Origin of the sequence: Demequina oxidasica, assembly GCF_000975115.1 — a bacterium.
Classification (GTDB): Bacteria; Actinomycetota; Actinomycetes; order Actinomycetales; family Demequinaceae; genus Demequina; species Demequina oxidasica.
This window is the reverse complement of the sequence record NZ_BBRE01000001.1, coordinates 627,880-645,988: the sequence shown is the minus strand read 5'-3', so window position 1 is coordinate 645,988 and position 18,109 is coordinate 627,880. Positions and strand designations below refer to the sequence as shown.

The window sequence follows — 18,109 nt, the reverse complement described above, 5'->3', positions numbered from 1 at the left end:
TCAAATCTGTTCCGCCTGCTTCGCGGAGTAACGGCCCTCCTGGCGTTACGCTCAGAGAATGCCACAGCAGACCGCGGATAACGCCCTCGAGATCAAGCCCTCTCACCGCACCCGCGGCGAGGAAAACATCACTGCCGGTCACGTGCCGATGGCGCTGCGGGTCACCGCGGCCTGGTCGTGGCGCATCGTGGTGATTGGTATTGTCGCCATCGCGCTGTTCACCGCATTCCTGAGGCTCTCGTCGCTGATGGTGCCGCTGATCGTCGCGCTGCTGATCGCCGCGCCCCTCGAGCGGTTGGTGACCAAGCTTGCACGCCACGGACTCCCGCGCGGCGGCGGCGCCGCGCTGACGATCCTTTCCGGTTTCCTGATCATCGTGGCTCTCGTCGCGCTCGCGGGAACCTCGATCGTGGTGGGCTTCGACGACCTGCGCGAGGCGGCCGTGAGCGGGTACGAAACCTTCATCGACTGGCTCTCCTCCGGACCGTTGCATCTCAGCGGCGAGCAGATCGACGAGGGCGTACAGAACCTCACTGGTCTGCTCCAGGACAACGCACTAGGCGTCGCCAACAGCGCGTTCGGGATCACGAGCGCCGTGGGAGGGGTGTTCGCCGGCACGATCATCGCGATGCTTGCACTGTTCTTCTTCCTCCGGGATGGCCGCCGCATGTGGGTGTGGAGCGTGAACCACATGCCCGTCGAGGATCGCCACCGCGTCGACCTCGCCGGCCTCAACGCGTGGCACACGCTCGCGCGCTACACCAAGACCTCGGCATTCGTAGCCTTCGTCGACGCAGTGGGAATCGGCATCGGCGCGTGGATCATCGGCGTCCCTTTAGCGCTGCCTATTGGCATCTTGGTGTTCCTGTTCTCCTTCATCCCGCTCTTCGGCGCCACACTCTCCGGTGTGATCGCCGTGTTCGTCGCGCTGTTCACGGGCGGCTGGAAGACTGCGCTGGTGATGCTCGCCATCGTGATTGTGGTGCAGCAGGTCGAGGGAAGCGTGTTGTACCCGTGGCTGTTCGGCAAGGCCGCCTCCATTCATCCGATGGTGATCCTGCTGACGGTCTCCGCCGGAACCCTCATCTTGGGCCTGGTAGGTGCCGTGGTGGCGGTGCCGTTGCTCGCATTCACGACAGCCTTCGTCACCGGATATAGAAAAGACTTCGATCCGGAGAAGGAGGACCCCCCTATCAGCTCCACCATCCCGATCATCGCGGACAAGTCGCGTGATGCCTTCCGCAGGGCGCGCGAAACCATTAGCCACACCACGGAGATTCGAGTGCGCAAGAACCGCCGCGACATCGCCACGGGGGCTCACCGAGATGCCGATGCCGCCACGCCGGACGACATCGCCAACGAGAGCGACGCGTCCGCCAAGGGCTACAAGGACTAGCAACACGCACGGACTCACACGCAAAAAGGCGACCCGGTGACGAGAAGTCACCGGGTCGCCTTTTTGCGTACAGAGTTGGTGGCGTTAGCCGGAGAAGGGCTCCGCGGCGGTCACCTTGACGGTGATGTCCTTGCCGTTAGGGGCGGCGTAGGTGGTCTCGTCGCCCACCTTCTTGCCGAGCAGCGCTGCACCCAGGGGGGACTGCGTGCTGAAGACGTCCAGGTCGGTGCCCTCGGCGGACTCGCGCGAACCCACCAGGAAGCGCATGGCGCGCCCAGCGACCTCGGCCTCGACAATCATGCCGGGTTCGACGATGCCGTCGTCCGCGGGTGGTTCGCCCACCGTCGCGTCGCGCAGGATCTCGCGCAACCGTGCGATGCGTGCCTCCTGCTTGGCCTGCTCCTCGCGGGCCGCGTGGTAGCCGCCGTTCTCCTTGAGGTCGCCCTCTTGGCGTCGCTCGTCGATCTCCGTGGCGATCGCGGTGCGACCCTCGCCGGTGAGGAAGTCGTATTCCTGCTGCAGGCGGTCGTAAGCGTCCTGGGTAAGCCAGGTTCCAGTCGTGTCAGTCACGTGAGTCTCCTTCTGAGCGTGACCGGCAAGAGTATCAAGAGAAACCGCGCCCGTCACCTATTGGACGCTTCCGCCCCGCCGGCCGATGCATCGGCCGGGTCTATTCGGGCGTCGCCTCGCAGTAATTCACCGTGGCGGTGGTGGCCTGCTCGGTGGTCACGATCGTGGTGGTGACCTGTTGCTCGACGCCGTCCGCGCGGTCGATGTGCGCAGTGGCGACGCCTACTTCGGCAAAGCTCGAGTTCAGTGCGCGCACGGTGCAGTCCGCGGAGGCGTCGGTGTAGAGGTAGACGTTGTAGGTGACGGTCGCCTCGGTGGGGGCGTCGGCCACAAAGCCCACGTCGGTCCAGCGCACTGGGTCGCTGGCCGTGGACAGGCCGAACCAGGCGGTGACGGCGATCAGCGCGGCGACGCCCACTCCGGACCAGATCAGCCCCTTGCGACTCATGGTGGGTCGCGCAGTCCCGCCGCTACGGCGTGGGGGCTGTGGGGTGGAGTCTGGCGAGGTCATCATGAGGCAGGATAGTACGTGAAAGAGGTGTCCAACATGACGGAATTTACAGGCGGACCGGGCTTTGCGGCATTCGTCGCGACGTTCTCCCTGGTGCTGGTGACGATTGTGCTGATGCGCTCGCTCAACAAGCAGCTCCGCAAGGTGCGCACGGCGCGCACGGATGGTGGGGCGGTCATGGAGAGCAGTGAGGCGTCAGGCACTGAAGACGACAATCGCGACGGCCGCAAAGTGGCAGGCGAATCCCGCGATAGTTAGTGCGTGGAAGATCTCGTGGAAACCAAAGTACTTGGTTGATCCGCGGGGCCATTTGGTGCCGTAGATGACGGCTCCGGCGATGTAGCACGCGCCGCCTACCGCGATCAGCGTGACGACTAGCGCGTTGCTCGCCTGGTAGAACGGTCCCAGGAAGCCGAGCGCGACGGATCCGAGGATCACGTAGAGCGGCACGTAGAGCCAGCGGGGGGCGTTCAGCCAGAACACCCTCAACAGGATTCCCCCTAGCGCCCCGCCCCAAACCAGCGCGAGCACAATGGTCGCGGTGCGTTGGTCGAGCAGCAGCACGCACAGCGGCGTGTAGGTGCCCGCAATGATCAGGTAGATATTGGCGTGGTCCATGCGCCGCAGCACGGCTTTGGCCTTGGGCTGCCAGTTACCGCGGTGATACACGGCGGAGGTGCCGAACATCATGACGGCCGTGATCGTGAAGATTGCCGAGGTGACGCGACCCGCGAGGGTGGGGGCGAATGTCACGAGCATGAGCCCCGCGATGAACACGATGGGTGCGGCTCCCAAATGCAGCCACCCGCGGAGGAGTGGTTTGTCGGGAATCGGGAGGTTCTCGGGCATGCTCTTAAGGCTGTCTTCCATGAACCTACGATACCGTAGGTTACGCCCGGGCGGTACCGTGGGAACCGGTGCGCAAAGTGAGACTGCCGCGCCGTAGAAAGAATGGCGCGCCCTCGTGGTGCCATCAGGAAAGGACGCCCATGGGTCTGAGTGACCTTGTGTACGGCACGTACGAGCGTCAGCTTGCCCGCTCACTCAAGAGCGACGGCAACACTCCTCGCCACATCGGCGTCATTCTGGACGGCAACCGGCGCTGGGCCAAGCAGGTGGGGGCGAGCGCTGCGGATGGCCACCAGCGCGGCGCGGACAAGATCACCGAAGTGCTCGAGTGGTCTATGGACGCGGGTGTCGAAGTCGTCACGCTGTGGATGCTGTCTACCGACAACTTGGGCCGTGACGCCGCGGAGCTCGACGCGCTGCTGGAGATCATCTGCACCTCCGTCGAGACCCTGGCTGACGATGGCCGCTGGCGACTCCAGCATGTGGGGGACGCATCGCTGCTTCCGGACGGGGCATCGGCTCGACTAGAGGCGGCCGCAGAGCGCACGGCGGAGGCCACCGGCTTGCACGTCAATGTCGCAGTGGGGTACGGCGGGCGGCACGAGATCGCCGATGCCGTGCGATCCTTTTTGCGCGCCGGTGCCGAATCCGGGCACTCGCTAGAGGAGGTCGCGGACTCCTTCTCCGTGGAACACATCGCGGAGCACCTCTACACCAAGGGACAGCCGGACCCTGATCTGGTGATCCGCACCTCGGGCGAACAGCGACTCAGCGGCTTCCTCATGTGGCAGAGCGCGCACACGGAGTTCTACTTCTGCGACGCCTACTGGCCAGCATTTCGTCACGTGGACTTCCTGCGCGCGCTGCGCGCCTTCGCGCAACGTGAGCGGCGCCTCGGCAAGTAGCGCGCTTTGCCCGCCACGGCATCGGCCAGAATCGCCGCGCCCGAGCGCGTGTGTCGAACAGGTAAATGGCGGCGTGTCGCGCATTGCTAGCCAATCCCAGGCGTAGCGTCAGGAGCGTGGTTAGCGCACAACGTCGCACACCAAAGGTGTCGACCTAAATCAATCGCCGTAGGGCGATGAGCGCTCTGCGGCCTTAACGCCTGGAGCACCCGTGAGCATCTCCGTCAGCACCGCCACTACCCCCTCATCAATCGTCGACGGCGCCGTCGGTCTGCGCACGTTTGTGCTCGACACTTCCGTGCTGCTGTCCGATCCCCGGGCGATGAAACGGTTTGCGGAACACGCGGTGGTGCTCCCGGTGGTCGTGATCACTGAGTTAGAGGGCAAACGCAATCACCCAGAGTTGGGATACTTCGCCCGCTCCGCCCTGCGCTCGCTCGATGAGCTGCGTGTCCAGCACGGCAAGCTCGATGCCGCCGTGGAAGTTAACGACGCCGGCGGAACGCTGCGCGTGGAACTCAACCACACCGATCCCGCAGTCTTGCCAAGCGGCTTCCGCCTGGGAGATAACGACACCCGCATCCTCGCGGTGGCGGCGAACCTGCGCAACGACGGCCTCGCGGTCACGGTGGTCTCCAAGGACCTGCCGATGCGCGTCAAGGCCTCCGCGCTGGGCATCGAGGCGGAGGAGTACCGCGCTGAACTTGCGGTCGAGTCCGGCTGGACAGGAATGCGCGAGATCAGCCTGACCGATGACCAGATGGCGTCCTTGTGGGAGCACGAGTCGATCCCCGCGCCCAGCCCGGACATGGCCGGCGAGGACTCGCGCGCTTTGCCCATTCACACGGGACTGGTGATTCACTCCGGCCGGGGAAGCGCGCTGGGAAGGGTCGCGGCCGATGGAGAGGTCCGGTTGGTACGCGGCGACCAGGAGGTCTTTGGTGTTCGCGGCAGGTCCGCTGAGCAGCGGATTGCGATCGACCTGCTGATGGACGAATCGATCGGAATCGTGTCCATGGGCGGGCGCGCCGGCACGGGCAAGAGCGCGCTGGCGCTGTGCGCGGGACTCGAGGCCGTCTTGGAGCGTCGCCAACACAAGAAGATCATGGTGTTCCGCCCGCTGTACGCCGTAGGCGGCCAGGAGCTGGGCTACCTGCCCGGGAGCGAGTCGGAAAAGATGAACCCGTGGGCCCAGGCGGTGTTCGACACGCTTGGCGCAATGGTGAGCTCCGAGGTGGTCGAGGAGGTCATGGCGCGCGGCATGCTCGAGGTGTTGCCACTGACTCACATTCGCGGGCGCTCGTTGCACGACGCGTTCGTGATCGTTGACGAGGCGCAGTCGCTCGAACGCAACGTTCTCCTCACCATGCTGAGCCGCATCGGCCAGGACTCACGGGTGATTCTGACGCACGACGTGGCCCAGCGCGACAACCTCCGCGTAGGTCGCCACGACGGTATAGCAGCGGTGATCGAGGCGCTCAAGGGGCACGACCTTTTCGCGCACGTCACGCTGGAAAGGTCCGAGCGCTCCGAGGTCGCCGCGCTCGTCACGGAGCTGCTGGAGCGCCTGGACCTCTAGCCCGCCTCCTTGAGCCCGGCATGGCAGTGTCTCGCCGGGCTCGAGGGCGCGGTAGCCTCTCTGCATGTGTTTGCCCGTTACGAGGGCAACGGCATAGGGGAGAGAAATGGCGAAGCTGTACTTCCGCTACGGGGCAATGAACTCGGGTAAGTCGACCATGTTGCTACAGGCGGCGTTCAACTACGAGGAACGCGACCAGCAGCCCCTCATTGTGAAGCCCGGGGTCGACACCAAGGCCGGGGACGCGATCACCTCACGCATCGGTGCCTCACGGCCCGTCGACATCCTGCTCGGTGCCGACCAGTCACTGCGGGACACCGTGGGAGCGAAGGCCCCGTTGGGTTCAGTCGACGCGGTGTTCATCGACGAGGCCCAGTTCCTCACCCCGGCACAGGTGGACGAGGCCTTCGTGATGGCCGTGACCGACGGCGTGCCGGTGCTCGCGTATGGACTGCGAGCCGATTTCATGACGCGCGCCTTCCCCGGCTCGCTGCGGCTCCTCGAGATCGCCCACTCGGTTGAAGAGCTCAAGACCATTTGTCGATGCGGCTCCAAGGCCGTGTTCAACGCGCGTCGAGTGAACGGCGAGTTCGTCAGCCACGGCAACCAGGTCGCCATCGACGGCGAGCACGCCGAGTACGAATCACTGTGTGGGCGCTGCTACATGGCCAAGGTGGGACCCGTCCAGCACGGTTGACGACCGCACTGCACGGGCCCGAGCGGCGGGCTACAGTCCGTGCGCCACCAGGAACGGTTCGAGCTCTTCCCAGTTCTCCTCGTCGGAGCGCTCGTCGTCCCAGATCGCCTCGTAGGCCGCGCGCTGCTCGTCGCTGAGGGCGTTGTACGTCTCCATGATCTCGGCAAGGTCGGCGTACCAGTAGCCCACAATCCGGTACCAGGTGTGGTGGCGACCCCAGTTGGTACGCAGGTATTTGCGGGCGCGACGTGACTCGGCGCTCTCGCACGCGATCCATACGTAGACGTCCTCGCCGGGCGCTTCCGCGCGGCTCATGCAGGTCTCGAGTGCGCTGGGCGAGCGGCCGTTTCCACTCACGCGCCACACGACGCGCACGGTGGCCTTGCTCGGCAGCTCGATCTTGTCGGCGAGATCAAGCAGTTCGACGATGACATCGAACTCCTCGTCGGCCGATGCTTCCTCGAGGATGCGCGCGACGGCCGGCAGGCCGGTGGCGTCGGCCAGTAGAAGACGCTTGGTGCTTCCCTCGGGCGGGCCGTAGAAGCCGCTCGCATCGCTGATGGCAACGCGGTCGCCGCTCTGGCAGTTTTTGGCCCACGAGGAGCCCAAACCGTGCCCGTGCGTGACCACGTCGAGGTCGATCGTGCCAGCCACGGCATCGTACGAACGGATGGTGTAGTGACGCGCGATGTCGTGGTCGTCCTCCCACCCCTCGGCGGGGTTGTCTCCGGGGATGTGGACGTGGACGAATTCATCGGCCTTGCCGGTGGACTCCCAGTCCGCGATGGTGCCGCCACCCAAGTGGACGCGGCGCAGGTTGGGGGTGATCTGGGTGGCACCGAGGACGTCGGCGTAGAAGGATTCAGTCATTGTGCATCTCCGGATAGTACGTGGGGAAACGGTCTAGCGGTGCCGGGCCCTCTGAGAGCGCGCGGCACCGCCGAACGCTAGGAAGCGTCCGAGTACACGGGGACCTCGGTGGCGGGGTCGCCATCCAAGGCCGCCTCGAGCATCGGCACGAACGCGTCGAGCGAATACTTGATCGCTGATGGCGAGTTGGCGAAGTACGCACCCTCGAGCACCGAGTCTGTGAGCCACATGTTGCCGCCTACCTCGGTGGAGGTGAGTGACGGGAACAGCGGCAGACCCTCAAGCGAGTCCTTCGCAGTCGGATCGGTCGCGACCTGCCACACCACAGAGTCGAGGTCGCCCAGGACGTCGAGCTTCTCGGCGCTGATCTGCAGCCAGGCTGCGTCAGTGCCCTCGACGGACGTGACGTTCAGGCCGAGGTTCGCGAGGAACTGGTTGCGGGTGTCCGAGGCTGCGTAGACGTACGCCTGACCCTCGTAGTAGCCGCCCACCTGCGTCGTCTTGCCAGCCCAGTCCGGGTGCGCTTCCTTCACTGCGGCGAACTCCGCATCGACATCGGCGAGAACCTCGGTTGCCTTATCCGACGTACCGGTGGCTTCTGCGAGAAGTGTGAGCTCGTCTGCGAGCGACACGCCCCACTCGACGGTCGCGTTGCCATCAGAACCCGTGGCAGGACGCGTGACGACCGGGGCGATGCCGGAGAGCAGGTCGAACTCCTCCGGCGACATCTCGTGGTTGGGGTAAGTCGCGACGATGAGGTCGGGATCGAAGGCGGCGATGGCTTCGGCGTCATACGCGGATGCGCCGGGCTCGAAGACCTCGGGCTCCGCCCCTGCGGCGATGCGGTCGGCGTCTGCCCAAGGGCCGGTGCCGTTGTCGTAGCCCTGCCAGCTCACGGGCACGGCAATCGGTGCCACGCCAAGCGCGTAAAGGTATTCGTGCTCGTGCGAGCCGAGCGTCACGATGCGCTGGGGCTGCGCGTCGATGGTGACGTCGCCCATCACGGTGTCGAGGGTGACGGGGAACGCGTCGCTGGCCTCCGAGGAGGCGCCTGCGCTCGCGGAGGGCTCGGTAGATGGTGCGGTGGAAGGTGCGGTGGACGCACTGTCTTCGGTGTCCGAGTCGGACGAGCAGGCCGAGAGCAGAAGCGCCGCGGCGGCTGCCAGGGACACGGCGGTCAGGCCGCGGTTGATGCGCTGGTGCATGTGATTTCCTTTGCTTAGATGTGGATGGGGGATAGTGGGCATTGGGACGTGTGAGGGACTGGTGCGTGGGTCATTGCGTGTGCCCCGGACCGCCGGACGGCACCACGATGGGGGTCCCTGTCACTGGGTCGGGGAAGACGCGGGCGTCGATGTCGAAGACCTCGCTGACGATCTTCTCCGTGAAGACCTCGGCGGGCGGGCCGGCAGCCGCCACCTCGCCCTCGCGCATCGCGATCACGTGGTGGGCATAGCGGGCAGCCTGGTCCAGGTCGTGCACCACCATCACGATGGTGCGGCTCTGGCGTTCGTTGAGGCGGTGCAGTAGGTCGAGGACCTCGTACTGGTGCGAGATGTCGAGGTACGTGGTGGGCTCGTCGAGCAACATAAGCGGGGTGTCCTGGGCGAGGGCCATCGCGATCCACGCCCGCTGGCGCTGGCCGCCGGAAAGCTCGTCTACGACTGACTCTTGGAGCGGGGTGAGGTTGGTGGAATGCAGGGCGCTCAGCACCGCAGTCTCGTCAGAGTCCGACCAGGGCCGCAGCAGCTTCTGGTGTGGCGTGCGGCCGCGCGCCACCAACTCCTTGACGGTGATTCCGGCGGGGGCGATGGGGGCCTGAGGGAGCAGGCCGATCATCTGTGCGACGTTCTTGGTGGGGATGCGATGAATGTCCTCGCCGTCGAGCACCACCGAGCCCTCCATGGGCGTCAGGAGGCGCACCAGCGCTCGCAGCAGCGTGGACTTGCCACAACCGTTGGGGCCGACGATCGCGGTGATCTTGCCATCGGGGACGTGAACATCGACGCCGCGGACAATGGGCTGGTCGCCATAGCCGATGACCGCCTTGCGGGTTTCAAGCCTGCTCATACGGGGCCTCCTCTTGATGAGCGCCAGACCAGCCACAGCAGGTAGGGCGCGCCTACGACGGCGGTGAAGATGCCGACGGGGAACTGAAGTGTTGCGGGCATGAGCTGCGACGCCTGGTCTGCGGCGAGCAGCAGGACGGCGCCCAGTAGAGCTGCCGGGATGAGTGTGACGCCGGGGCCGCGGGTGATGCGAGCGACAAGGGCTGGGGCCACGAGGGCGATGAAGCCGATGGGGCCTGTGACCGCGGTGGCTGCGGCGGCCAGCAGCACGGAGCACACCGCCAGGATCGCGCGCGAGCGGGACACGTGGATGCCGAGTGCCTTGGCGGTGTCATCGCCCATCTCCATGGTGCGCAGAGCGCGGGCGTGCCACAGAATGATGGGGAGGAGAACTGCCAGGACGGCGGCGGCGACCGTGACGTGCGTCCACGTGCTGCCGGTCGTAGAGCCGACCAGCCACGCGAGCGCCGCACCCGCATCGTGGACGTCCATGCGCGTCAAGGTGTACTGGGTGGCTGCCTGCGCCACGAAGCCGATGCCGATTCCGGTCAGGATCAGGCGCAACGGCACAATGCCCCGCCGCCAAGAAAGCGCCAGCATGAGAAACGCGGCGGTGAGGCCGCCCACGGCGGCGCCCGCTGCGGTGACCCAGAGCGACGTCCCGGACGTGAGCCACATGGTGAGGACTGCACCGGTTCCGGCTCCGGCGCTAATTCCGATGAAGTCGGGGGACGCGAGTGGGTTGCGGGTGAGCGACTGCAGGATCGCGCCTGATACGCCCAGCATGCCGCCCACCAGGATGGTGGTGAGGGCGCGCGGCGCGCGGACTTGGCCCACGATGAAGTCACCAGGCGAGCCCACGGAGATGCCGATCGCGGCCCGCAGTGAGTCGAGGAAACCGATGTTCGCCTTGCCCACGACAAGTGCGAACACGAGCAGTGAGAGCAGCGCGCCGAGCAGGACGAGCCCCACCACAAAGGTACGGCGGTGGGTGGTGATGCCGAAGGGGCCGATGCGCAGTGATCTCACAGCTCAACCACCTTCATGCGGCGTGCCATGAGCGCGAAGATCAGGCCCCCGATGAACGCCGTGGTGATGCCGACGCCGATCTCCGACGGAGGTGCGATGACGCGGCCGATGACATCACAGACCAGCACGAGCGCTGCGCCGCCAAGTCCGCTGACGACTAGCAGCCACGGCAAGGACGCGCCCACCAGCGCGCGGGCAAGGTGGGGCACGGCGAGCCCCACAAAGATGATGGGTCCGGCGGCCGCGGTGGCCGACGCTGCGAGCAGCGTAACGACCAGGATGACGATGACGCGGGTGGCACCCACACTGATGCCGAGCGCGCGGGCGGTGTCCTCGCCGAGCGCGACGGCTTCGAGCTGACGGGACACCAGCAATGCGGCGGCGATGGCGACGAGCACGATGGGCACGAGCGCCGTGACGTCGTCCGCCGAGCGGCCGGTCAGGGATCCGGCGACCCACAAGCGGTACTGCTCAAGAGTGGCGTCGTCTACCAGCAGCACGGCATAGGTGACAGAGGTCACCAGCGTGGCGAGGGCGACGCCGGCCAGCGCGAGGCGCACGGGGGCTCCCGCGGCAGCGCCCCGCGCTCCGATCGCATAGACAATAACTGCGGCAATGCCTGCGCCGATGAAGGCCATGGGCACCTGCGCCGCAAACCCGCCGATGCCGAGGGTCAGTGAGATCACCACTGCCAGTGAGGCGCCGGCATTGATGCCCAGTAGGCCGGGGTCTGCGAAGGGATTGCGCGTGAGCGACTGCATGAGGGCGCCGGCGATGGCGAGCGCTGCACCCGCAAGGAGGCCGATCACGGTGCGGGAGACGCGTAGGTCGCGGACAATCAACTGCTCGGGGTCCGTGGGGTCAAAGGAGAAGATCGCGTGCCACACGGTGCCGGGGTCGATCGGCCTCGCGCCAATCGCTAGCGACAGCCCAATAGCGACGACGAGCACCATAAGGGCGACGATCGCAATGAGGGCGCGCTTGCGCATCGGACTCCTGAAGTGTGTGGGGCGCACTTCGCTGGCGCCTAATGAGGTTCGCCTAACCTTACCTTCCAGTTGACGATTTTGCCAACGACGATGTGCCGTAAATACGACAGGCAACGTTCGCTAATTAATGTCGTTTGATGCAAGCGGCTAGCGGGTGCAGGGAACCACCGGATGGGGGCGCATCGCTCTGGCCGCACCGCCGGTAATGCAAGTGGACCCGCGTCGCTAGAGGTTGCTCGACTCCGCGTCAATCTCAACTGCTGGGCACGCGTCATTGGGCACCGCGATGTCGATGCCATAAAGAGCCTGAATCGCGTCCACGTAAGCCATTTCGGAGCCGGCCTCCGCGTGCTGGCGGGCACGGATGGTGGGGGTGTGAAGAAGGGTGCGGGCAAAGCGGCGAAGTGCGGCCTCGGTTGCGTCCGCCTTCGCGATGGTCTGGTCGTCGGCTCCAGATCCGGGTCGGATACGGGTGACCTCGCGCTCGAGCAGGCCGAAGACGTGCTCGCGCAGCGCGACCACGGCAGGGTCAAGCGCACGCGCGCCCTCACCAGCCTCGAAGCGGGCCACGGCGTGGGCCACGATGGATCGCGCGGCCTCGACGGAGTTCAGCGACTCCTCGGGAGCCTGCGCGCCAACAGTGGTGAGGTCCACCACGTGTACGTCGCGGAGGTCGGCTACTCCGGCGGCGACGTCGCGATGCAGCGCTAGGTCGACGATGGTCAGCGGCGACGAGGCGCCCGCACGCGCCGCAGCAACCATGGCCGGGGTGAGCACGATGGACTCGCCACCCGAGCACGCCAGCACGATGTCCGCGCGGCCCAGCTCGGCGGCCAGGTTCTCGAAGGAAACGGGAGTAACTCCGTGAGCCGCGCCAAAGGCATCGGCGCGACCGGAAGGGGAGTAGACGCCGGTCACGTCGGCGCCGCGTCCACGCAGGACGCCCACGCTCGACTCGGCGACGGCACCCGACCCAATGATCAGGGCGCGAGCGCCCTCCCAAGTGACCGTGGCATCGGCGAGGTCAAAAGCGACGGAGACGACGGAGCGGCCAGACGTGCCGAGTCCGGTAGAGGAGGCGACCACGCGCGACGTGCGTAGCGCGGACTGAAAAAGTCGATCCAGGCGGGGCGTCAAGTGGCCCCCGGCCTGGGCATCGGCGTGGGCGCGGCGCACCTGGCCGGAGATCTCTCGCTCCCCTACCACCATGGACTCGAGCCCGGTGGACACAGAGAAGAGGTGCTGGACGGCGTCATCGGACTCGAAGGACACCAGCGCGGACTCGACCGTCTCGGCGTCCAGCGACGTGATCTGGGTCAGAGTGCGGGTCACGGCGACGCGCGCGACGGCAGGGTCATCTGCCTCGAGGTACACCTCGAAGCGGTTGCACGTGGGGAGCACCACGGCAGCGTGCACGGAGGGCTCGCTCGCCACAATCGCCGCACCAAGCTTGTCGGAGCCGACGCTCAACTGCTCCAGTACGGCGAGGTCGCGATTGTGATGACTGGCCACTAATGACATCAATACCACCCGTCCATTCTGACACGGTCTCGCGACAAGGCAGAATTGGGGCATGACAGTTCTCACCGGATCCCTGCCCGCCGCCCACCCCAAGGCCGCAGGACTCACCTCTGACGCACCCTTGATCGCCGCCTACGAGGGCCGCACCCCGGCCCACCGACCCGTGTGGTTTATGCGTCAGGCCGGGCGCTCGCTGCCCGAATATCTGGCCGCGCGCGAGGGGACCGCGATGCTGGACGCCTGCCTGACCCCGGAGCTCGCCTCCGAGATCACGCTGCAGCCCGTGCGCCGCTACGGCGTCGATGCTGCCATCTTCTTCTCCGACATCGTGGTGCCCATGAAGGTCGCGGGCGTCGGTGTGGAGATCGCGCCCGGCGTGGGACCGGTGTTTGATCGTCCCATTCGCACGATGGCTGACGTCGACGCGCTTCCGGACCTGGGCGTTGCCGCGGACCGTGGCGCGTTCGACTCCGGTCTGGACAAGATCCGCCAGGCCGTCGAGCTGACCGTCGCCGAGCTGGGCAACACCCCGCTGATCGGCTTCGCTGGCGCGCCGTTCACCCTGGCCGCGTACATGGTCGAGGGCAAGCCCAGTCGTGACCACCTCGCGGCGCGCGAGCTGATGTTTACCGCCCCCGACGTGTGGGACGCCCTGACTACCTGGACGGCGACCGCCGCCGGGCTGTTCTTGCGCGCGCAGGTGATGGCCGGCGCATCGGCCGTGCAACTGTTTGATTCCTGGGCGGGCTCGCTGTCCGTCGAGGATTACGTGGCTCACTGCGCGCCGGGCTCGGCGCTCGCGCTCAACTACGTGGCCGACCTACCCGTGCCGCGCGTGCACTTCGCAGCCAACGGTGGCCACCTGCTGCCCGCGATGGCCGATGCCGGTGCCACTGTCCTGGGCGTCGACTACCGCACGCCGCTGGACGAGGCCAACGCGATGCTGGGCGGGCGCTTCCCGCTGCAGGGCAACATCAACCCGGCGCTGCTGCCCGCACCTGCGGACATGCTCGAGGCCCACGTGACGGACGTGCTGCGCCGAGGCGCCGAGGCCCCCGGTCACGTGGTGAACCTGGGCCACGGTGTGCCGCCGCACACCAACCCGGACTCTCTCCAGCGCATCGTCGATCTCGTGCACGTTAACGGCTGATGACGCCCGTCACGGCAGATCAGCAGGGACCCGCGCCGGAACAGTCCGTGCCGCGCGGGTACATCGGCCCGCTCGAACGCAAAACCTGGGTGGTCGTGGGTGGCGGCATTGGTGGGTTACTCGCAGCGCGCCACCTCGCGCACTGCGGGGTTGACGTCACGCTGCTGGAGGAGTCGGACTCACTCGGAGGACGGGTGTCGTCTCACGTGGTGGGCGGCTTCGACCTGGACGCCGGGGCGGAGTCCTTCGCGACGCGAGCCGGCTCCGTCGCTACCTTGCTGGGCGAGTTGGGTCTCGCCGATGCCGTGGTTTCGCCGGAGGTCGCCCCCGCCTGGGTGGTCTCTCCCCGCCGTGCTTACCCCTTGCCCAAGACCGGATGGTTGGGGATCCCGCTACGGCCGCTGCGCCGCGACGTGCGCGCCGTGCTGGGTTGGCGCGGATCGATCCGCGCCTCGTGCGACATCTTCAGGCCCATCGGCAAGGTCGACCCTTATGTGACGGTCGGCAAGATCGCACGCGAACGTCTGGGTGCGAAGGCCGTGAACCTGCTCATGCGCCCCGTGATTTCCGGGATCTATTCGCGCGCGTTGGAGGATCTGCCGCTTGCCGCGATCGCGCCGGGGTTGCCCCAGGACGTGCAGGATCATGGGTCGATCATTAAGGCCGCGCGTTCGCGGCGCTCTGTCAGCGCGGCGGGTAGCGCCGTGCAGGGAATCTACGGCGGCGTCGCGCGAGTGACCGAGGCGTTGGCCGCGGAAGTAGAGGCCCTGGGCGTGACCATCCGTACCGACGCCCCTGCATCGGCCGTAGTGCCGTACGCCGAGGGTTGGCGCGTGCATATTGACGCGAAGGGCCTGGGCGTGGCGCGCAACCTGGAAGCGGACGGCGTGACCCTCGCCGTCCCGGGGGCGGCGGCTCACGACCTGCAACCGGACATCATTGGCCGGCCCGAGATTGACGACAGGTTTGTCGCGCTCGTGACCTTGGTGTTGGACGAGCCTGCGCTGGATAGCGCGCCCCGTGGCACGGGGGTGCTGGTCTCCGGCGACGTCACGCGCGCCAAGGCGCTGACGCACGCCACCGCCAAGTGGGGGTGGCTGGCGTCCGAGGTGCAGACTGCCGAGCACCCGCACCGGCACGTGCTGCGGCTGTCATACACGATCGAGCATGGAGAGAACGTTGAAGGACATGCGCTCGAGGACGCGTCGCGGCTACTCGGAGTGAACCTCGACCCGGCTTCTGTGGTTGCGAGCAGCCAGGTCGAGTGGCACGACGCCGCGCCCGCCAAGGTGGGCTCGCTTAACCCCGCGCCTGGCCTGCACCTGGTGGGCTCCGCCGCTGGGCTGAGCGGGATCGCCGCCATTGTCGCGGCCGATGCCGTGGCCGACTACCGCTGACTGCCACCGCGCCCGCGGTCGCGGTGCGCTGGCAGTCACTGAGTGCCGAAATCTGCGCCAGAACGGCACTCAGTGACTGCCAGGGTGCAGGAGCCGATGCCGCGGCTGAGTTTCGTCCCGCGCGAAAGCCGGGGGATACTGGAGGCATGACTGATCAGCCGCATGGATTCACCCTGTTCTCCGTCCTCGACGGCCTGCTTGACGCGCCGGACGAGGCGCTCGCGGAGGTAGTCGAACACTTCGACGCCGCCGTCGAGGATCTCGCCGAGCACGACGTGGTGCTGCGTGGCATCTATGACGTCTCCGGCATGCGCGCCGAGGGAACCGTCATGCTGTGGCTCCACGGCCCAGATCTTGCGGACCTGCAGCTCGCGCTACGCGAACTGCACGCGACGGAGCTGTTGGCGGGGACCAAGCTGGTCTGGTCCGCGGCCGGAGTGCACCGCCCCGCGGAGTTCAACAAATCCCACGTGCCAGGGTTCTTGCGCGGCGAGCACGCCCGCGACTGGCTCACGGTCTACCCGTTTGTGCGCTCCTACGAGTGGTACCTGTTGCCCGAGGAAGAGCGCTCCAAGATGTTGCGCGACCACGGCATGAAAGGGGCTGCGTTCAAGGGCGTGGTCGCCAACACTGTGAGCGCCTTCGCCCTGGGCGACTACGAGTGGCTGCTGCCGATGGAGGCGGACAACGTGCTCGACCTGGTCGACGTGATGCGCGAGCTGCGCTACACCGAGGCCCGCATGCACGTGCGCGAAGAGGTGCCGTTCTATACGGGTCGCCGCATGGAGACCGCCGAGGCCGTGGAGGTCCTTGCGTCGTGAGCGAAAGCGCAACTTCCTCGCCAGACTCAGCCGTGGCATCGTCCGCCTGCAATCCTTTGGCGGCGTCAAGTCGCACGGTTCCGGCGCGCGAGTACGACGCGATCCTGCTGACGGGCTTTGGGGGGCCCGAGGGGCAGGACGACGTGATCCCGTATCTGCGCAACGTCACACGCGGGCGCGGCATCCCGGACGAGCGCCTCGAGGAAGTCGCTCACCACTACCGCGCTTTTGGCGGGGTGAGCCCCATCAACCAACAGAACCGCGACCTCAAGGCTGCGCTCGAGGCCGAGGTCGCAGCGCGAGGGCTGACGCTGCCCGTTTACTGGGGTAACCGCAACTGGGACCCTTACCTTGCGGACACTCTCAAGGTGGCGCACGCGAACGGCCACACTCGGTTGTTGGCGCTGGTCACCGCGTCCTTCTCGTCCTATTCGGGATGCCGTCAGTACCGCGAGGACCTCGCCAAAGCCATCGCCGATGCCGGGCTTGAGGGTCAGATCGAGGTCGATAAGGTGCGTCAATACTTTGACCACCCCGGGTTCGTAAATCCCAACATCGACGCGGTGTTGGGCGGACTGCGCGAGCTGCGTGGCGCCGGTCGCGCGGAGACTCCGCATGTCATGTTTGCGACGCACTCGATTCCGCTGTCCGCGTCCGATGCCTCGGGCCCCCGCGAGGGACTGCCCGACGGCACTCCTGTTGCGACGGGTGAGGCCGGCGGCTGGTACGCCGAGCAGCAGCGCGCCGTGGCCCGGTTGATCATGGCCGCAGTGGTTGAAGAGTTCCCCGAGGCTGAGTGGTCGCTGGTCTACCAGTCGCGTTCTGGCTCGCCGCAGACGCCGTGGCTCGAGCCCGACGTCAACGACGCCATCACCGCGCTGCCCGAGTCAGTGACCGGGCTGGTGATCTCGCCGATCGGCTTCGTGTCCGACCACATGGAGGTCAAGTGGGACCTCGACACCGAGGCGCTGGAGACCTGCGCCGAGCGCGGACTGGCCGCCGTGCGCGTTCCGACTGTGGGCATCGATCCGGCGTTCGTCGCCGGGTTGATTGACTTGGTCGAGGAACGCCACGCGACGGCCGATGCTCCCCAGGGTGCCGCTCGAAAGTCACTGACAGATTTGGGGCCTTGGCAGGACGTGTGCCCCGTGGACTGCTGCCGGGGCCGCGACCTGCGCCCTGTGGTAGCAGAGTTTTCCGGTGGCACCACGCCTGCCCCCGCTCACGCCTAGGAGAATCATGCTGCGCAAGTTTGGGCTGCTGGGCCCTGGACTGGCGATGCTGTGGGCGGGAATCGCCATCGCGGGCAACGTGATTGTCGCTGGCGTAAAGTTCGGCACTGACGTGCCGCGCGTGGACTTGCTGCAGGTGGGCGAGGTGCAGTTCCAGGCCGTCGGGATTGCGGAGTCCGTGGTCTGCGCGCTGTTCCTGCTGGCCGCGTGGCCGCGCCGCAAGGCCAAGGTGATCTGGCTGCTCCTGGCGCCCGTGGTGCTGTTCCTGATCCAGGAGTTCGTGGTGTTCCCGCCGCTGCACGAGCGCACGCTTGCGACCATCGCGGGCGAGGACCCAGGCGAAAGCCTGCTCCACATTGTTTACGGGGCACTCGAGGGGCTGAAGATCATTCTGCTACTCGCGATCGGTGTGATGGGCACACTGGTCCACGCGCCGCGCAGTACCGCGGTCGATCCGGCGGCTGACGCGGAGCCTGCCGTCAACGCCTAACTCGCCCCGGCATCGGCCGTCGGAAGGGTGCAGT

19 protein-coding genes are annotated in these 18,109 nt (G+C 66.8%); 10 read left to right on the top strand and 9 right to left on the bottom strand.

Going from position 1 to position 18,109, the window contains the following annotated elements:
* Window positions 1-58: 58 nt before the first annotated feature.
* On the top strand, window positions 59-1,396 hold the full coding sequence (locus AOP77_RS02910) for an AI-2E family transporter (protein WP_062209128.1): 1,338 nt from the start codon (window positions 59-61) through the stop codon (window positions 1,394-1,396).
* An 84-nt stretch (window positions 1,397-1,480) separates the two neighbouring features.
* Here the strand turns inward: AOP77_RS02910 and greA are convergent, their stop codons facing one another.
* Both greA and AOP77_RS02900 read right to left on the bottom strand, forming a co-directional pair.
* Window positions 1,481-1,966, bottom strand: a complete 486-nt coding sequence (greA, locus tag AOP77_RS02905; protein ID WP_062209125.1) for a transcription elongation factor GreA — start codon at window positions 1,964-1,966, stop codon at window positions 1,481-1,483.
* A 100-nt stretch (window positions 1,967-2,066) separates the two neighbouring features.
* Window positions 2,067-2,480, bottom strand: a complete 414-nt coding sequence (locus AOP77_RS02900) for a DUF4307 domain-containing protein (RefSeq protein WP_084622218.1) — start codon at window positions 2,478-2,480, stop codon at window positions 2,067-2,069.
* A gap of 33 nt (window positions 2,481-2,513) precedes the next feature.
* On the opposite strand from AOP77_RS02900, the gene AOP77_RS12215 reads away from it, so the two are divergent.
* Complete coding sequence (locus AOP77_RS12215) at window positions 2,514-2,735, top strand: hypothetical protein (protein WP_152649748.1); 222 nt, start codon at window positions 2,514-2,516, stop codon at window positions 2,733-2,735.
* On the opposite strand, the gene trhA is transcribed toward AOP77_RS12215, so the two are convergent.
* Complete coding sequence (gene trhA, locus AOP77_RS02895; RefSeq protein ID WP_062209117.1) at window positions 2,673-3,347, bottom strand: PAQR family membrane homeostasis protein TrhA; 675 nt, start codon at window positions 3,345-3,347, stop codon at window positions 2,673-2,675. The two genes, AOP77_RS12215 and trhA, sit on opposite strands and share 63 nt — an antisense overlap.
* A gap of 119 nt (window positions 3,348-3,466) precedes the next feature.
* Between trhA and AOP77_RS02890 the strand changes: the two genes are divergently transcribed.
* The 3 genes from AOP77_RS02890 to AOP77_RS02880 all read left to right on the top strand — a co-directional run bounded on the left by AOP77_RS02890 (window position 3,467) and on the right by AOP77_RS02880 (window position 6,507).
* Window positions 3,467-4,231, top strand: a complete 765-nt coding sequence (locus tag AOP77_RS02890) for an isoprenyl transferase (protein ID WP_062209114.1) — start codon at window positions 3,467-3,469, stop codon at window positions 4,229-4,231.
* Between the two features lie 322 nt (window positions 4,232-4,553).
* Entirely contained in the window at window positions 4,554-5,810 is a 1,257-nt protein-coding gene (gene phoH2, locus AOP77_RS02885; RefSeq protein ID WP_236685767.1) for an RNA 5'-3' helicase PhoH2, read from the top strand.
* A gap of 106 nt (window positions 5,811-5,916) precedes the next feature.
* Complete coding sequence (locus AOP77_RS02880; protein ID WP_062209112.1) at window positions 5,917-6,507, top strand: thymidine kinase; 591 nt, start codon at window positions 5,917-5,919, stop codon at window positions 6,505-6,507.
* 30 nt (window positions 6,508-6,537) lie between these two features.
* Here the strand turns inward: AOP77_RS02880 and AOP77_RS02875 are convergent, their stop codons facing one another.
* From AOP77_RS02875 to AOP77_RS02850, 6 genes are all read right to left on the bottom strand, one after another.
* The gene (locus tag AOP77_RS02875) at window positions 6,538-7,377 is read right to left on the bottom strand and encodes a siderophore-interacting protein (protein WP_062209108.1); all 840 of its coding nucleotides are present in this window, start codon (window positions 7,375-7,377) and stop codon (window positions 6,538-6,540) included.
* A gap of 77 nt (window positions 7,378-7,454) precedes the next feature.
* Window positions 7,455-8,582, bottom strand: a complete 1,128-nt coding sequence (locus AOP77_RS02870) for an ABC transporter substrate-binding protein (protein ID WP_062209104.1) — start codon at window positions 8,580-8,582, stop codon at window positions 7,455-7,457.
* A gap of 70 nt (window positions 8,583-8,652) precedes the next feature.
* The gene (locus AOP77_RS02865; protein WP_062209101.1) at window positions 8,653-9,447 is read right to left on the bottom strand and encodes an ABC transporter ATP-binding protein; all 795 of its coding nucleotides are present in this window, start codon (window positions 9,445-9,447) and stop codon (window positions 8,653-8,655) included.
* A complete protein-coding gene (locus tag AOP77_RS02860; protein WP_062209099.1) occupies window positions 9,444-10,475 on the bottom strand; it encodes a FecCD family ABC transporter permease in 1,032 nt (343 codons plus the stop codon). The genes AOP77_RS02865 and AOP77_RS02860 overlap by 4 nt, the downstream gene beginning before the upstream one ends.
* On the bottom strand, window positions 10,472-11,464 hold the full coding sequence (locus AOP77_RS02855) for a FecCD family ABC transporter permease (RefSeq protein WP_062209097.1): 993 nt from the start codon (window positions 11,462-11,464) through the stop codon (window positions 10,472-10,474). Before AOP77_RS02855 ends, AOP77_RS02860 begins: the two co-directional genes overlap by 4 nt.
* Window positions 11,465-11,689: 225 nt before the next feature.
* A complete protein-coding gene (locus tag AOP77_RS02850; RefSeq protein WP_160300031.1) occupies window positions 11,690-12,985 on the bottom strand; it encodes a glutamyl-tRNA reductase in 1,296 nt (431 codons plus the stop codon).
* A gap of 52 nt (window positions 12,986-13,037) precedes the next feature.
* On the opposite strand from AOP77_RS02850, the gene hemE reads away from it, so the two are divergent.
* The 5 genes from hemE (at window position 13,038) to AOP77_RS02825 (ending at window position 18,075) form a co-directional block, all read left to right on the top strand.
* On the top strand, window positions 13,038-14,135 hold the full coding sequence (gene hemE, locus AOP77_RS02845; RefSeq protein ID WP_062209092.1) for a uroporphyrinogen decarboxylase: 1,098 nt from the start codon (window positions 13,038-13,040) through the stop codon (window positions 14,133-14,135).
* Complete coding sequence (locus AOP77_RS02840) at window positions 14,135-15,532, top strand: protoporphyrinogen/coproporphyrinogen oxidase (protein ID WP_062209089.1); 1,398 nt, start codon at window positions 14,135-14,137, stop codon at window positions 15,530-15,532. Before hemE ends, AOP77_RS02840 begins: the two co-directional genes overlap by 1 nt.
* A gap of 146 nt (window positions 15,533-15,678) precedes the next feature.
* The gene (hemQ, locus tag AOP77_RS02835; protein WP_062209086.1) at window positions 15,679-16,353 is read left to right on the top strand and encodes a hydrogen peroxide-dependent heme synthase; all 675 of its coding nucleotides are present in this window, start codon (window positions 15,679-15,681) and stop codon (window positions 16,351-16,353) included.
* Window positions 16,350-17,585, top strand: coding sequence for a ferrochelatase (locus AOP77_RS02830; RefSeq protein WP_152649746.1), 1,236 nt, complete (start codon window positions 16,350-16,352; stop codon window positions 17,583-17,585). The genes hemQ and AOP77_RS02830 overlap by 4 nt, the downstream gene beginning before the upstream one ends.
* Before the next feature lie 7 nt (window positions 17,586-17,592).
* Entirely contained in the window at window positions 17,593-18,075 is a 483-nt protein-coding gene (locus tag AOP77_RS02825) for a hypothetical protein (RefSeq protein ID WP_062209083.1), read from the top strand.
* The last annotated feature ends 34 nt before the right edge of the window (window positions 18,076-18,109 follow it).